At 61.4% G+C, this 15,370-nt stretch carries 16 protein-coding genes and 1 pseudogene; 6 read left to right on the forward strand and 11 right to left on the reverse strand.

The features are described 5' to 3' along the window. The first annotated feature begins 5 nt into the window (after positions 1–5). Both N2597_RS17865 and N2597_RS17870 read left to right on the forward strand, forming a co-directional pair. The gene (locus tag N2597_RS17865; protein WP_106795897.1) at positions 6–1,433 is read left to right on the forward strand and encodes a gamma-aminobutyraldehyde dehydrogenase; all 1,428 of its coding nucleotides are present in this window, start codon (positions 6–8) and stop codon (positions 1,431–1,433) included. Between the two features lie 187 nt (positions 1,434–1,620). Further along, on the forward strand, positions 1,621–1,794 hold the full coding sequence (locus N2597_RS17870) for a DUF1328 domain-containing protein (protein ID WP_004678026.1): 174 nt from the start codon (positions 1,621–1,623) through the stop codon (positions 1,792–1,794). 81 nt (positions 1,795–1,875) lie between these two features. Here N2597_RS17870 and N2597_RS17875 read toward each other — a convergent pair whose 3' ends face one another. The 3 genes from N2597_RS17875 to tal all read right to left on the reverse strand — a co-directional run bounded on the left by N2597_RS17875 (position 1,876) and on the right by tal (position 4,140). Beyond that, positions 1,876–2,319: a DoxX family protein gene (locus tag N2597_RS17875; protein ID WP_096763729.1), complete on the reverse strand. Its 444-nt coding sequence runs from the start codon at positions 2,317–2,319 to the stop codon at positions 1,876–1,878. A gap of 94 nt (positions 2,320–2,413) precedes the next feature. Then, a complete protein-coding gene (locus N2597_RS17880; protein WP_183599874.1) occupies positions 2,414–3,082 on the reverse strand; it encodes a DUF1345 domain-containing protein in 669 nt (222 codons plus the stop codon). Between the two features lie 92 nt (positions 3,083–3,174). Continuing rightward, positions 3,175–4,140, reverse strand: coding sequence for a transaldolase (gene tal, locus N2597_RS17885; RefSeq protein ID WP_096763730.1), 966 nt, complete (start codon positions 4,138–4,140; stop codon positions 3,175–3,177). Between the two features lie 422 nt (positions 4,141–4,562). Here tal and N2597_RS17890 point away from each other — a divergent pair, with 422 nt between their 5' ends. Further along, the gene (locus N2597_RS17890) at positions 4,563–5,543 is read left to right on the forward strand and encodes a sugar-binding transcriptional regulator (RefSeq protein ID WP_096763731.1); all 981 of its coding nucleotides are present in this window, start codon (positions 4,563–4,565) and stop codon (positions 5,541–5,543) included. A gap of 22 nt (positions 5,544–5,565) precedes the next feature. Here the strand turns inward: N2597_RS17890 and N2597_RS17895 are convergent, their stop codons facing one another. Together N2597_RS17895 and N2597_RS17900 are read right to left on the reverse strand one after the other, a co-directional pair. Continuing rightward, on the reverse strand, positions 5,566–6,438 hold the full coding sequence (locus N2597_RS17895) for a methylated-DNA--[protein]-cysteine S-methyltransferase (protein ID WP_183599868.1): 873 nt from the start codon (positions 6,436–6,438) through the stop codon (positions 5,566–5,568). Between the two features lie 77 nt (positions 6,439–6,515). After that, positions 6,516–7,013 (reverse strand): DUF2244 domain-containing protein, encoded by a 498-nt coding sequence (locus tag N2597_RS17900; protein ID WP_096763733.1) that lies wholly within the window; start codon positions 7,011–7,013, stop codon positions 6,516–6,518. Between N2597_RS17900 and nth the strand changes: the two genes are divergently transcribed. Next, positions 7,012–7,818, forward strand: coding sequence for an endonuclease III (gene nth, locus N2597_RS17905; RefSeq protein WP_170961445.1), 807 nt, complete (start codon positions 7,012–7,014; stop codon positions 7,816–7,818). The genes N2597_RS17900 and nth overlap by 2 nt on opposite strands. Here nth and N2597_RS17910 read toward each other — a convergent pair. Beyond that, on the reverse strand, positions 7,783–8,361 hold the full coding sequence (locus N2597_RS17910; protein WP_183599866.1) for a TetR/AcrR family transcriptional regulator: 579 nt from the start codon (positions 8,359–8,361) through the stop codon (positions 7,783–7,785). The genes nth and N2597_RS17910 overlap by 36 nt on opposite strands. An 80-nt stretch (positions 8,362–8,441) precedes the next feature. Between N2597_RS17910 and N2597_RS17915 the strand changes: the two genes are divergently transcribed. Then, positions 8,442–8,867, forward strand: a complete 426-nt coding sequence (locus N2597_RS17915; protein ID WP_096770572.1) for a VOC family protein — start codon at positions 8,442–8,444, stop codon at positions 8,865–8,867. 3 nt (positions 8,868–8,870) lie between these two features. On the opposite strand, the gene N2597_RS17920 is transcribed toward N2597_RS17915, so the two are convergent. Next, positions 8,871–9,584 (reverse strand): sulfate transporter family protein, encoded by a 714-nt coding sequence (locus N2597_RS17920; protein ID WP_039622358.1) that lies wholly within the window; start codon positions 9,582–9,584, stop codon positions 8,871–8,873. A 235-nt stretch (positions 9,585–9,819) separates the two neighbouring features. Between N2597_RS17920 and N2597_RS17925 the strand changes: the two genes are divergently transcribed. Beyond that, complete coding sequence (locus tag N2597_RS17925; protein ID WP_038691442.1) at positions 9,820–10,674, forward strand: MurR/RpiR family transcriptional regulator; 855 nt, start codon at positions 9,820–9,822, stop codon at positions 10,672–10,674. A 137-nt stretch (positions 10,675–10,811) separates the two neighbouring features. On the opposite strand, the gene N2597_RS17930 is transcribed toward N2597_RS17925, so the two are convergent. The 4 genes and pseudogenes from N2597_RS17930 to N2597_RS17945 form a co-directional block, all read right to left on the reverse strand. After that, positions 10,812–12,395, reverse strand: coding sequence for an FGGY-family carbohydrate kinase (locus N2597_RS17930; protein WP_077990803.1), 1,584 nt, complete (start codon positions 12,393–12,395; stop codon positions 10,812–10,814). Next, positions 12,395–13,084 carry an HAD family hydrolase gene (locus tag N2597_RS17935; protein ID WP_038691446.1) on the reverse strand — a complete coding sequence of 230 codons (690 nt, stop codon included), beginning with the start codon at positions 13,082–13,084 and terminating at the stop codon, positions 12,395–12,397. The genes N2597_RS17930 and N2597_RS17935 overlap by 1 nt, the downstream gene beginning before the upstream one ends. Positions 13,085–13,142: 58 nt before the next feature. After that, positions 13,143–14,624, reverse strand: coding sequence for a mannitol dehydrogenase family protein (locus tag N2597_RS17940; protein ID WP_077990804.1), 1,482 nt, complete (start codon positions 14,622–14,624; stop codon positions 13,143–13,145). Between the two features lie 83 nt (positions 14,625–14,707). After that, positions 14,708–15,366, reverse strand: a pseudogene (locus N2597_RS17945) (ABC transporter ATP-binding protein). Positions 15,367–15,370 lie beyond the last annotated feature (4 nt).

Here is a 15,370-nt window from a genome sequence, read left to right on the forward strand (position 1 = left end):
ACGTCATGGATACCCAGATGCTGATCGGTTCCCGCTTCGAAAAGGGCACGGAGACGGAAGAGCACATCCTGAACCCGAAGACGGGCGAGACGGTGATCGACCTTCCCGAGGCCTCGCTGTCCCAGATCGACGCCGCCGTCGATGCCGCCGAGAAAGCCTTCGCAGGCTGGTCGCAGACGACACCGGGCGAGCGCTCCGCCTACCTCCTGAAGATCGCCGACGCCATCGAGAAGGATGCCGCAGGCTTCGCTGCGCTGGAGGCTTTGAACTGCGGCAAGCCGATCAATTCGGTGCTGAACGACGAAATCCCGGCGATCGTCGATTGTTACCGTTTCTTCGCCGGCGCCGTGCGCAATCTGCACGCACCTGCCGCCGGCGAATATCTGCCCGGACATACCTCGATGATCCGCCGCGATCCGATCGGCATTGTCGGCTCGATCGCGCCGTGGAACTATCCTCTGATGATGATGGCCTGGAAGCTGGCGCCGGCCATCGCCGGCGGCAACACCGTCGTCTTCAAGCCATCGGAACAGACGCCGCTGACGTCGCTGAAGATGGCAAAGCTGCTCTCGGAAATTCTCCCCGAGGGTGTCGTCAACGTCATCCTCGGCCGCGGCGAAAGCGTCGGCAACGCGCTGATCAATCATGCCAAGATCGGCATGATCTCGATAACAGGCGATATCGCCACCGGCAAGAAGGTGCTGCAGGCCGCCGCCAAGACGGTCAAGCGCACCCATCTGGAACTCGGCGGCAAGGCCCCCGTCATCGTCTTCGACGATGCCGATATCGATGCCGTCGTGTCAGGCATCCGCACCTTCGGCTATTACAATGCCGGCCAGGACTGCACCGCCGCCTGCCGCATCTATGCCGATGCCAGGGTCTACGACAATTTTGTCGCCGATCTCTCCTCGGCCGTCGCGAGCATTCGCTTCAACCAGGCCGACGATACCGAAAACGAAATCGGCCCGCTGATCTCCAGGCGTCAGCGCGACCGCGTCGAAAGCTTCGTCGCCCGCGCTTCCGAACACAAGCACATGGAGATCACCACCGGCGGCAAAGTCTCCGGCGACAGAGGCTTCTTCTTCACCCCGACCGTCATTGCCGGCGCCCTGCAAGACGACGAGATCGTCCGCCGCGAGGTCTTCGGCCCTGTTGTCTCGGTCACCCGCTTTTCCCAAGCCGACGATGCCGTCGCCTGGGCAAACGACAGCGATTATGGCCTCGCCTCCTCGGTCTGGACCAAGGATATCGGCCGCGGCATGAAGACGGCCGCCCGGCTGCAATATGGTTGCACCTGGATCAACACGCATTTCATGCTGGTCAACGAGATGCCGCATGGCGGCGTCAAACAGTCGGGCTACGGCAAGGACATGTCGGTCTATGCACTGGAGGACTACACCGCCGTTCGCCACGTGATGATCAATCACGGCTGACAGCGGAAGGCAGGGGAGGCTCGGGGGCGGCCTGGCTGTGAACGCTGCGCAATAGCCGGCCGCCGCGCAAACACATTGTCCGGCAACATCGAGACTCCGCCAGCATCATCCGGCCGATCGCCTGGCGACGATCTGGAACAATTTCCCGGCTGCCGCGTCTTCTCATGCAAAAGCAAAGGATTACGCCATGCTGAAATGGGCTCTGATATTTTTCGTGATTTCGATCATCGCCGGCTTCTTCGGTTTCTCCGGCGTTTCCGCAGCCACTGCGACCATCGCCCGCGTGCTGTTCGGCATCGCCCTGGTGATCTTCCTGATCTTCCTTGTCCTTGCACTGATGGCTGGGCAGGCAGTTCTGTAAGCGCTTGCGGCCCGGCATTTGGCAAGCCGCCGGCCTGAAGCCACGCCAGCCTTTCTATCGCAGCGGGCATGATCCCGCCCCCTATATCATCGCCCTCAGCCAGCGGGGCATACGCTCCGTCCCCTTTTTCAGCAGATGGCCGATCGATATCGATCCGGCGCCCGCAGCCACCAGGACGAACATGCCGCCGGCAATCGCCAGATCCTTCTCGAAATGCAGGAGTTCGTTCTGGCTCGCCAAGTCGGTGTGGAAGAGAAAGGCGGTTGCCAGACAAAAGAGCGCCAGCGCCAAGGCGCCGAGCCGGCTGAGGAAACCGGTCGCGATGCAAAGGCCAGCGCCGATCTGAAGGACGATCGTGGCAAAGGCAATAGGCGCCGAAAGACCCAATTTCTCGAAGATGTCTATGGTCGCGGCAAGATTGGCCGCAAGCGAAAATCCCTCGTGCAGGAAGATCAGCGACAGCAGAAGCCTGCCCAGGAGAAGAATGAGATCGGCCGGCCAATGCCGGCTTGAGGCACTTTCCATCTTTCCCTCCGGTCGAAGTGCGGCGATCGGCCAGCCGCTCTTTCCTCGTGGCCCAGCCGGTTCTCCGATTTTCGCAGCCGCTGCGACACGCGCATTATAGCAGGCTTGCGCCAACATTGATCGCCAGCGCCAGGATCGTCGTATTGAACAGGAAAGACAGCACGGCATGCAGCAGCGTCAGCTTGCGCATGCCGGTCGACCCGACGGCGACATCCGCGGTCTGCGCCGCAACACCGATGGTGAATGAGAAATAGAGGAAGTCCCAATAGCCGGGCTCTTCGATTCCGTCGGGAAACTTCAAGCCGCTCCCTTCGTCCATCCCGCCATAGAAATAATGGGCATAGTGAATGGTGAAGAGCGTGTGCAGAAAAACCCAGGAGATCAGGATCGTCAGCACCGCGCCGCCTGCCCGTGCGAGCGCCATGTCGGGTGTAGCCTCCTTGATCGAATGAAGCTCGAGGCCGATGCCGGCGATGCTCGCAAGGGCTGCGCCGATCGAAAGCGCCAAAAGAACCGTATCGGAAAAATCGAGATCTTCGGCGCGTTCGCGAATGCTTTCGACCGTTGCCCGCAGCATCTTGCGCCAACTGAGCACGATAAACACGCCGGCGCTCGCATTCCATCCGAACAGGATGTTGCGGGCGCTGACCTCACGCGATGTCATCAGCAAAAAGACCGCCAGCCCAGCCAGGAAAGCGATGATGAAGCTTGCATGTCTTCGGAAAAATGTCGCCAAAGGAATTGCCCGCTCCTCTCGCACTATCGTCGCCTCCGGCCGCATAGGCCGTTGATATCAGCACGAAAAGGCGCGGAGGCCAGCCGGCCTCCGCGCCTCCAATTGTTTGCGCGCCTCGATCAGGCGGCGGCGAGCTGCAGTTCTTTCTGCACCATGGTGCGCAGCGTCGTCAGGTCCTTGGCGAAGGCACGGATGCCTTCGGCGAGCTTTTCCGTCGCCATCGCATCTTCGTTCATCATCCAGCGGAAGGTCTTCTCGTCAACCGAAACCTTGGCGTCGGGCTTGCGGCTCTCCGGCGAGAGCTTGCGCTCCAGCTTGCCTTCATCCTTGGAAAGCTCGTCGAGCAGGGCCGGGCTGATGGTCAGCCGGTCGCAGCCGGCAAGGGCTTCGATTTCACCGGCATTACGGAAGGAGGCGCCCATGACGATCGTCTTGATATCGTTCGCCTTGTAGTAGTTGTAGATATCACGGACGGAGATGACGCCCGGATCTTCCTCGGCGGTATAGTCCTTGCCCGTCGATTTCTTGTACCAGTCGAGAATGCGGCCGACGAAGGGCGAGATCAGGAAGACCTTGGCATCGGCGCAAGCGATCGCCTGGGCCTTGCTGAAGAGCAGCGTCAGGTTGCAGTCGATGCCTTCCTTCTGCAGCACTTCGGCGGCGCGGATGCCCTCCCAGGTGGAAGCGAGCTTGATGAGAATGCGGTCCCGTTCGATGCCGCGATCCTTGTAAGCGGCAATGATCGAGCGCGCCTTGGCAAGTGAAGCCTCGGTGTCGAAAGACAGATCGGCGTCGACCTCGGTCGAGACACGGCCGGGGACGAGCTTCACCAGCGCAGCGCCAACCGAGATGGCGAGGCGATCGGCGACGGCGGCGGAGACGGCTTCGGGATTACCGCTCTGTTTCTTGCCCCAGGCGACGGCTTCCTTGATGGCGTCCGCGAACATCGGCGTGCCGAGCGCCTTCAGCACGATGCTCGGATTCGTCGTGCAATCCACAGGCTTCAGGCGCGCGACGGCCTCGATGTCGCCGGTATCGGCGACGACCGTGGTAATCTCGCGGAGTTGGTCAAGCTTGGATGTCATGGTCAATAATCCTTGTTGAACTTGGGCTGCGACCGGCGCGAGTTCCGCCCGGCAAAGGTGATCTACCGACAGGTTGTCTGCATGCTGCAGGCGAAATTGCGCACATCCGTCTCGGATGATTCATAAACGTCAAGGACAGTGGCCGTGTTCCCGCAGGCAAACCGCAGGCCGAACGCAAGCGATATCGCCTGCGGCCGGAAGGCCGGTCGTGACTTTCGGCATGCCCGCACTATGTCCTCCTCGGACGGACAGAACGACTTCGTGTCGGCCGGACTATCGCCATTCGCCCGATGAAAAGTCAAGGACATTTGTGCATTTCAATTGACATAAGTGTCACACCCGTCATTATCCCGGCAACAAACGCGCCGCGACAGCCGTTCATCCCTGATGGGATTTAGGGCAGGAATTCGGCTGGAGGAGAAGTGGTCAAGCTCAAACGCGGCACGCACACGGCCTATTCCGAGGCATCCTCGCTGCGGCTGCGAGCCGCATGGCTCTATTACAACGAGGGCCTGACCCAGAAGGATGTCGCCGAACAGCTCGGCATCAGCCGCACCACCGTCATCCGCCTGCTCGACGAGGCGATGAAACGCAGCGAAGTCCAGATCTGGATCAACGATTCGATCGGCGACTGCGTCGAGCTTTCGGTGAAGCTGGAGCGCGCCTACGGCCTCGACGAGGCGATCGTCGTCCCGGCGACCATCCAGGGCGACGTCGATTCGCTGGCAAAGAATGTCGGTCTGGCGCTTGGCCAGTTCCTCTCCGAAGCCATCCCCGATGACTATACGATCGGCGTCGGCTGGGGCCGCACCATGACCGCCTCGCTGGCGAGCTTCCGGCCGCCGCGCCGGACCAATTGCAAAGTCGTCTCGCTGCTCGGCGGCATTGTCGCCGTCCACCAGACGAACCCGATCGATTACACGTGGCGGCTGGCAAATCAGCTCGGCGCCGAATGTTATATGTTCCTGGCGCCGCTTCTGGTCGATTCCGTCGAAACCAAACGCAATCTCATCGAGAAGTGCGGTTTGGACACGATCTACCGTCTCGCCGAAAATCTTGACCTGGCGATCGTCAGCTGCGGCGATATCGGCCCGCATTCGACCTCGCTGTCGGAAGGCTGGATATCGAAGGCGGAACTGCAGGAACTGATCGATGCCGGCTGCGTCTGCGACACCATGTTCAACTTCCTCGACAGAGATGGCTATTCGGTCGACCACTCGATCAATCGCCGGGTGATGTCGGTCGACCTCGACACGCTGAAGGAAGCCAAGCACATCGTGCTCTCCTCCGGCGGCGCCCACCGCGCCGTCGCCATCCGCGCCACGATCAAGCGGATCGGCTGCAACACGCTGATCACCGACGAAAGCGCGGCGCGAGCGCTACTGGAATTGGCGGAGCGATAGGCGACGAACGACCTGCGCTCGCTCAGGCGTGCGCCGATTCCCAGCCGAGCATGGCCCGCTTGCGAGTGAGGCCCCAATGGTAGCCCGTCAGCGCGCCGTTCTTGCCAAGCGCGCGATGGCACGGCACGACGAAGGAAATCGGATTGGCTCCGACGGCGGCGCCGACAGCGCGCATCGCGGTCGGCCGGCCGATATCCCTGGCGATATCGCTATAGGTTACCGCCTTCCCGAACGGGATCTTCAGCAGGCTCTGCCAGACGCTGACTTGGAAATCCGTGCCGATCAGGACGACCCGCAACGGCTGGTCCGACGTCCAGCGGCCCGGCTGGAAGATGCGATCAGCATAGGGAGTTGTCGCCTGCCGGTCCTCGATGTATTCCGCGTTCGGCCAACGGCAGGTCATGTCTTCCAGGCAAGCCTTTACGTCGCCGCTGTCGCTGAAGGCGAGGCCCGTCAGGCCGCGATCCGTGACCATAACGAGAGCCACGCCGAAGGGGCAATTGTGGAAGCCGTAGCGGATCGTCAGTCCGCCGCCCTTCGCCTTCCATTCGCCCGGAGACATCGCCTCATGGGTGACGAAGAGATCGTGCAGGCGGCTCGGGCCGGAAAGCCCGACCTCGATCGAGGTTTCGAGCAAGGGCATCTCTTCCTTGCGCAACAGCCGCTTGGCATGGTCGAGCGTGACGGCTTGCAGAAAGGCCTTGGGAGAGAGGCCGGCCCACCGGGTGAAGGTCTTCTGAAGCTGCGTTGGAGACTGGTTCAGCCGCGCCGCGATCGCTTCCAGCGAGGGCTGGTCGCGATATTCTTCGCTGATGAGTTCGATGACCCGACGGACGGTGTCGTAGTCGGGGCCGCCGGGGGTGATATCTGTGTCGAGCTTCGCGATCATATTCATCGTTTTTCTCCTTTAGACAGGAGATAATCAAGGGCCGGCGGCCAAACCACCCGATTCTTGCGCCTCTGGTGATCGGTTCAGAGACGCTGCTTGACCGTGGCAAGCGCCCCTTTGAAAGCCTTGGCGAAACTCTCGCGATCATCAGGGTTCAGGAAGGAGCCGATATCCGTGCGCCGGCCCTCGCCGAAAATATGCATGGAGAGGATGCCGATTTCCTGATGCCGGCGGACGAGGAAACGCGCCCAGAACGGGTTGAAATGATGCTCCACCATCCGCCCCGACGGCGCAAACTTACGCACCGATACGTCGGTGCGCGACACCGTGACTTCCTCGCGCGCCCTTCCGGAGCGGTAACTCAGCCAGAAAGCACCGTAAAGCAGGAGGAAATCCAGCCCGAAGAAGAAGCCGATCGGCCAGGCGCCGGTCGCGGTGAAGAACATGCCGTAGAGAAAGCAGACGGCGCCCGACAAAAAAAGCAGCACCTTGAAGCCCTTGCGCCCGAGCGATCGGTGGGGAAAGAGTTCGGCTGCGAAAACAGGCTTTTCGTTGAAGCTGTTGGCGTTGCTTTCCATCATGGCCGTTGAGTATAGATTCTCCATGGCGAATCCGAAACTCAAATCCGTTGGCAAACCCTCGCAAAACTCGAATGTCATCACACGCCGCAAACCGGCAGCGGCGGTGAAAACCGCCTATTCCGTGGCTGAGCGGGAGGAGATCTTCCGCCGTTTCTCGGTGCAGCGGCCGGAACCGAGGGGCGAACTCGAGCACACCAACCCATTCACCCTCGTCGTCGCCGTGGCGCTCTCCGCCCAGGCTACCGATGCCGGGGTCAACAAGGCGACGCGAGCGCTCTTCAAGGTCGCCGATACGCCGCAGAAAATGCTCGAACTCGGCGAAGAGAAGGTCCGCGACTACATCAAGACGATCGGCCTTTATCGCAACAAGGCCAAAAACGTCATCGCGCTCTCGCAGATGCTGGTCGACGAATTCGCGGGCAAAGTACCGGAAACCCGCGAGGAACTGGTCCGCCTGCCCGGCGTCGGGCGCAAGACCGCCAATGTCGTGCTGTCCATGGCCTTCGGCCAGGCGACGATGGCGGTCGACACCCACATTTTCCGCATCGCTAACCGCATCAGGCTCGCCCCCGGCAAGACCCCCGACGAGATCGAGGCGCGGCTGATGAAGGTGGTTCCGAAACAGTACCTCTATCACGCTCATCACTGGCTGATCCTGCACGGCCGCTACACCTGCAAGGCACGCCGCCCCGAATGCGAGCGCTGCGTCATCGCCGACATCTGCAAATCGCCGGAGAAAAGTTGGGATATTCCGGCGCCCCTCGTCGAGCTACCGCCGCAGGTGATCGGCGAGGCCGTCGAGTAAGACGGCGATCGCCCGCTCGTAATCCCGCCTGTCCCCGCCGGCGTCGATCGCGATCGCGGCGCGGTCGAAAGCCGCCGACAGCAGCGATGTCAGCGGGTCGAGCAAGGCGCCTGCCTCCGGCAGAAACGCCGCAAGTCCTTCGCGTAAACTCTTTTCCGCATTCTCCGCATCCAGTGCGGCGGCCGCCGGCAATCCGAGAACGGCAGGCGCCTCCATCAACAGCAGCTGTGTTCGTCCTGGCTGCCCCATTGCGGCGAAATAGGCCGAAGCGCCGGCGATCAGCGCAGCCCGCGGCCCTTGTTTCGGCGCCGAAGACGCTTCGATTGCCTTGGCCACGTCCTGGGCCTCGCACTTTATCACCGCTTGAAACAGTGCCTTCTTGTCTTCGAAATGATGGTACAGCGCCCCGCGCGTCACCCCTGCCGCCGCGACGATCTCAGGTGTAGCCGTTTCGGCATAACCCTTCTCGACGAAGATGCGCCGCCCGGCGTCGATTAGCGCCTGCTTTGTCTGCTCGGTTCTCTCGCGATTGCTGCGGCTCATACCGTCTCTTTACATACAAACCGCATGTATGTTAATACGCAAAAACATACAGACTGTATGTAAAAGGAGGGAAGCAAGAGATGAAATCGACCAGCTACTATCCTGTCATCATGACGCGCGACGTTGAGGGCACCGCCGCCTTCTACTGCGCCCACTTCGGCTTCAAGGCGCTTTTTGAAAGCGACTGGTACGTTCACCTGCAATCAGCCGAGGCGGAGCATGTCGCGCTCGCCATCCTCGACGGCAGCCACGAGACCATCCCTGCCGCCGCGCGTGGCGAGGTTCGCGGCTTGCTGCTCAATTTCGAGGTCGAGGATGTCGATCGTATCTACGAGGCCTGCCGGAACGCCGGCCTGCCGATTTTGAGAGAGATCCGCGATGAGGATTTCGGCCAGCGGCATTTCATCACCGCTGACCCCAACGGCGTGCTGATCGACATCATCAAGCCGATCCCGCCGAGCGCGGAATTCGCCGCGATGTACGACGCCTCCGCCCTGCCCGGCTGAGACTCAGGCTCGCGAACCGGTGTCGCGAGCCGCAATCAGCTTGTGCAGATGCACCATCATGCCGGCGGCAAACAGCGGCGTCAGCAGATTGACGAAGGGGATCATCAGAAACAGTGCAATCAGCAGCCCGCCGAGAAACACGGTGGGCGCATGCTTGGCGCGAAAAAGCCGCGCCTCCTGCGGCGGACGGAAGCGCATGGCGGCGAATTCGAAGAATTCCCGTCCAAGCAGGTAGCCGTTCACCAGAAAGAAGGCGACCAGATTGACGCCGGGGATGAACAGCAGCAGCAAGGCGACGATATTGCCGAGGATCACGACGCCGAGGAACTTGATCGAGCTTGCCATGGCAGGACCGAGCGGCATGGCGGTGCCCGGCGCGTCCGTGGGATAATCGCGCTTCTCGATGACATCGGCGACGTCGTCGAGAAACAGACCGGCGATCAGCGCCGTTACCGGCGACAGCAGCAGCGCTAGCATCAGCGCAAGGCCGATGCCGGCAAGGATTGCGAAGATCAGCGCGAACCACCCCGCCCAGTCCGGCATATCGGGAAAGAAACTCGTCAGCCAGGGAAAGAGGAAGGCCATGAAGACCCCGCGCAATGCAAACCAGAGACCGACCAGCACCAGAATCGTCAGGCCGAGCACTTTCCAGAAGACCGAACGCGTTTCCGGCGCGAACAGGTTGGCGAGCGATAGTCGAGCGGCGTCAAGGATCATTTCTTCAGCGTCTCCAGTTGCGCAGAAGATGTAGGAAAGGCGAATGCCACCGACAAGAGAGAATAAAATTGCAGGCAGTAATAGAAACTTGTCGCAATATAAGTGCTAATATAATATTATGCCCCATAGAATTAAGCATGGGCCTGAGAAGCAGCTTCCGAAAATAGTTGCAAAGACAAGGGATCGCCATAGCGCATCCACGGAACGCCTCTGAGGGAAGACGGGGGAGGCTGATGTGGAAGATTTTGTGCACAAACTCAGGCAATACGTTAAAAGCGGCACACCGGCCGAGCGTCGTATTGCGAAATATTTCTCCGAACACCTGAATGACCTGCCGTTTGAAACGGCCGCGTCGGTTGCCGACCGGCTGGACCTGTCGCCCATGACCGTCGGGCGTTTCCTGCGCGCGCTCGGTTACCAGGGCCTGGACAGCGTCAAGGTGGAGATCCGCGAGACCGTGACGACATCGCCGGCGCAGTTGCAGAGCGCCATGAGTGAACTGCATGCGGATGCTGCGGAAGGCAAACCGCTCGCCGTGCTGGTCGCCGAACAGATCCAGGCGCTCCATCATATCTATCATCTGACGGCGCAGCCGCACTGGTCCGAAGCTGTCAGCCTGATCAGTACCGCTCGTGAAGTCTCGATCGCCACCCACGCGCGGCTTGCAAGCCTCGCCAATCACTTCTGCCAGCGGCTGATACAGGCCCGCGACGGCGTACGCACGCTCGACGGCGCCGACAACCGTTTTGCCGACCTCTTTGCCCGGCCGGCGGTCGACGACGCCCTGCTCGTGATCATCGACTGTCGCCGCTTTGCCAAGGCGCGCCTGCTTGCCAGAACCGCGCGGCGCTACGGCTACAAGGTCGTCCTGATTTCACCGCAGCAGGCGGATTGGATGGCGGATCAATCCAACGTCATGCTGCCCCTGCCGCCCGCCCGCGCCCCCGATCTCGACAATCTTCCGCCGCTGATCGCCTTGCTCGATTGCCTGTCGGAGTCGGTCATCCTCGAAGTCGGGGAAGAGGCCGCGCTTCGCCGCCGCCGCATGCTGGAATTCGCAACCGTCCTCGGCGAGACGGCCAACCACTGATACAGATTTAAACTGCGCTTTCGGCGGCTAGAGCATGATGCCGAAAAGTGTGAGCGGTTTTCGGACGACATCATGCTCTAACTCTTTAATTTAGAACAGGATGATTTTAGGCCGACCGGGCCTAAAATCATCCTGTTCTAGCGCATCGCTTCGAGTTCCGCGCGGTGTCGATACATCGCCAGAAGACGGCGATAATCGTGATCGTAGAGCGCCTGCTTCGCCCTGTCGGGCAGCCGTTCCTGGCCGCCCGGATACATCGCCTCGCCGGCTGCCGCCAAATCCTTGTGCAGGCCGCAGGCGACCGATGCGGCGATCGCAGTGCCGAGCAGCACCGCCTCATTCATCTTCGGCACCACGACCTTGCAGCCGGTGGCGTCGCTATAGAGTTCCATCAGCACCGGGTTTTTCACATGCCCGCCGGCGACATGCAGTGTATCGGGCACATAGCCATATTCCTTCATCTTCTCCAGGATATGGCGAATGCCGAGCGCAATGGCCACTGCCGACCGCCAATAGAGTGCACACAGCCCATCGAAGGAGGTATCGAGCGTCAGCCCGCTGATGGCGCCGACCGCATGCGGATCGGCGCGTGGTGAACGATTGCCGTGAAAATCCGGCAGCACGAAAATGCGCTCCCCGAAAGCATCGCCTTCCTCGGCCCGCAATTCGGCAATGCGTGCGACGATCCTCTGGTGCAGCGCCGCTGTCGGCTCGCCGCCCGCCGCATGCATGCGGACCATATGGTCGAGCAGTGCCCCGGTCGCCGATTGTCCGGCCTCCACCAGCCAGGACTGCGGGAAGACCACTTCGTAATAGGGACCCCACATGCCATGGCTCGGTTTGCGGTCCTGCGAAAAGGCGACAATACAGCTCGACGTACCGGCGATCAGCGCCAGCTGATGCTCGCGTTTGATGGGATCGGCCGCATAACCGCCAAGTGCGCCGAGCGCGCCGGCATAGGCGTCGATCATCCCGGCCGAGACGTGGCAATCGGTGGTCAGCCCAAGGGCCGCCGCCGCCTCCGGTGTTAGCCGGCCGACGCTGCCGCCGACCGGCGTCGTCTCATCCGGCAGGCGCCCGCGCGCCTGAAGATCTTCGAGACCGATGCGCTGCAGGAAATCTTGCTGCCAGCCCTTTTCGAGATGGGCGAGATAATTCCATTTTGCCGTCAGCGTGCAGCGCGAGCGAGCCGGCGATCCGGTCGATTTCCATGTCATGAAATCGGCGAGATCGAAGAAGTAACCGGCCTTTTCCCATGTGGCGGGCAGCTTCTTCTTCAGCCACATCAGCTTCGGCATTTCCATTTCCGGCGACATCACGTGGCCGGAATGCTCAAGCACCGCATGCTCCGTCGCCGTGCAGAAATCGGCTTCCTTCAGCGCCCGATGGTCGAGCCAGACGATCGTATCGAAACGCTGCTCGCCGCCGGTGGAAACGCTGATCTGCCGGCCCTCGACGTCGCGCACGACTAGCGAACAGGTGGCGTCGAAACCAATCGCGCCGATCGAGGCGGCGGCAATGCCGGATTGCGCCATCGCGCTGCGCACCGCCGTGCATGCGGCCGACCAGATGTTTTCGGAATCGTACTCGGCGTGGTTTTCGCGCGGCCGGTTCATTGCAATCGGATGTTCGGCCTTGGCGAGCAGACGGCCGGCGGCATCGAAGACACCGGCGCGCGCGCTGCCGGTGCCGACATCGACCGCAACCACATGATCACGCATCAAATCTTGGTCCCGTCCAGCTTATGGTTGCGGACAAGGTGTATCAAATCCGGCATCGCGTCAAACACCACTTCCGGCGAAAGCCGGTCGAGTTCGGCACGATATCCGGCGAAATTCGCGTGCGATCCGCCGGTGAAGGCAAAGACAGTCATACCCGCCGCCTTGGCGGCGGCAATGCCGGCCGGACTGTCCTCGACGACCACGCAGGAGTGGGGTTCGACCTGCATCTCGCGCGCCGCATGCAGGAAGAGATCGGGCGCCGGTTTGCCGCGCTTGACCATCGTTGCGCTGAAGATGTCGGGCAGCCTGTCGAGAAGGCCGGTGACCGAAAGCGACAGCCGGATTCGCTCCATCTGGCTGGACGAGGCGACGCAACAGGGAATGCCGAGCCCGTCGATCGTCGCGGCGATGCCGTCGATCGGCTTCAATTCCGTGCGGAAGCGTGCGTAGAGATCGGTGCGGATTCGTTCGAGGAATTCCTCGCTGGCATGGATGTTGAATTCGGTTTCCAGCGTATCGATGAGCGTCGACAGACTGCGGCCGAGAAAGCGCTCATAGGCCTGATCTTCGTTGATCGAGACGCCGAGATCGTTCATCGCACCGACGAGGACGCTGATCGAGATCGGCTCGCTGTCGACGAGCACACCGTCGCAATCGAAGATGACCAGCCGTGGTTCAGCATCAGCCATGGAAGATCCAACCTGGGTTCAATTCGGACGCGCAGCAGATGCCGCCATCCAGTTTCCCTTACACTGCCAGCTTGCCGTCGAGATAGAGTTGCAGCGTCTCCCGCGTGCCCTTTTCCCACAAGGTTTTGAGTGCATGGGCGAAACGCTTGCGGAAGAGTTCGGATTTCGCCACCTCGCCGAAAATATCGTCGAAGACGAGAAAGGCCGACGGATCGTCCTTGGCCTTCAGCGCCGCCGCATGCAGCCGCTCGGCGCTGGCGTCGTTGAAGACGATATCCTTGCCGCTGTCGGTCTTGCCGGCGAAATAGCGGCACCAGAGTGCCGAGACCAGCGCCAGGCCGACGACGTCCCTGCCCTGACGCAGATTGTCGAGCGTTGACGGCAGGATAAATTTCGGCTGGCGGTTCGAGCCGTCCTGCGCCAGACGCGGAATTGTGTCGGCAATCTTCGGATTGAGCAGGCGATGCTCGATCAGGGCGAAATAATCCGTCAGCGACGTGTTCGGCACCGGCGGCACGATCGGAATGATCTCATCTTTCTCGAGCTTGGCCAGGAAGGCGCGAATCAACGGATCTTCCATGGAGTCATGAACGAAATGAATGTCCATCAGCGCCGCCGGATAGGCGATCGCCGCATGTCCGCCGTTGAGGATTCGGATCTTCATATGCTCGTAGGGTGTGACATCGGGTACGAAGGTCACGCCGACTTTTTCCAGCGCCGGACGGCCGGCGGTGAACTTGTCCTCGAGCACCCACTGCTTGAATTCTTCGCAATAGACCGGCCAATTGTCTTCGATGTCGAAATTGTCCCTGAGGAAATCGACCTCCCGCTGGCCGGTCGCCGGCGTGATGCGGTCGACCATCGCATTCGGGAAGGCGACGTTTTCCCGGATCCAGTTGGCGAAGGCCGGATCCGAAAGTGCCGCCGTGCCGACCACCGCATTGGCGGTGACGATGCCGTTGTGGGGAATATTGTCGCAGGACATGACGGTGAACGGACCGACGCCCTTTTCCCTACGCGCCTTCAGACCGGCGACAATCAGGCCGAAGACCGTCTTCGGCGCGCCGGGATTTTGCCCATCGGCGGCAATATCAGGATGGGCCGGATTGAACGTGCCCGACGCGTCGATGAAATAACCGCCCTCGGTGATCGTCATCGAGACGATGCGGATCTCAGGATCGGCAAGCCTGGCGATGATTGCGGCGGCATCGCCGACCGGCAGGATATCGATCATCGGCGCGGTGACGCGTGCCGCCGTCTTGTTGTTGTCCTGCTCGACCACCGTCGTCAGGAAATCCTGGGCCGCAAGCTTCTCCCGCATGGCGGCATCCGACGGCAGCACGCCGGCGCCGACGATCGCCCAGTCGTGATCCGTGCCCGCGTTGAAGAGATCGTCGAGATAGATCGCCTGGTGGGCGCGGTGGAAGTTGCCGACCCCGAAGTGCACGATGCCGGCTTTCAGCGACGCCCTGTCATATCCCGGGATGGCGGCAGTGCGCGCCGCGTCCGGAAGCGTTGCCAGCGATAATTTGCACGTCATGTTTCAGTCCTCTTGAAGGTCTTGCCGAAACGGCCGGGCGCCATCGCCCGGCTCGCATGCCTGCCCCCAGCCGGTTGCCTGCCTCAGACGGCGAGGCCGCCCTCGTTGAATTTATGAATGCGTGAACGGTTCGGCGTCAGATAGACCGTATCGCCGGCCTTGGCGGCAAAATCGCCGCTGCCGCGCGCCGTCACCATGCCGATGCCGTCGACATCGATATGCAGGAAGGTGTCGGAGCCGAGATGCTCGGCGACCACCACCCTGCCCTTCCAGTCACCGCTCTCCATCGACAAGAGCAAATGTTCGGGACGGATGCCGATCGTATGGGCGCCGAGCTGGAAAGCTGGCGCGGCTTGCGCTCCAGATAGTCAGTGAGGTTAAGCACGCGGGCGGCATCCGTCACCTTGCGGTCGATCTCGGCCTTGTCGACGCCCGCCATCTTCAGCGGGAAGGCGATGTTGTTGCGCACGCTCATATGCGGATAGAGCGCGTAGGACTGAAACACCATGGCAAGGCCACGTTCCGACGGCGCCTTTTCAGTGGCGTCCCTGCCGTCGATGACGATCTTGCCGCCGGAAACATCCTCGAGACCGGCGATCAATCTCAGCAGCGTGGACTTGCCGCAGCCCGACGGGCCGACGAAGACGACGAACTCGCCGTCCTTGATGTCGAGATCGATCGAAGGGATGACCTTGGCTTCGCCGAAGACCTTGGAAACCTTCTGAAGGGTAATGCTGCCCATGTTT

It is taken from the genome of Rhizobium sophoriradicis (assembly GCF_025200795.1).
In the GTDB taxonomy this organism is placed as follows: Bacteria; Pseudomonadota; Alphaproteobacteria; order Rhizobiales; family Rhizobiaceae; genus Rhizobium; species Rhizobium sophoriradicis.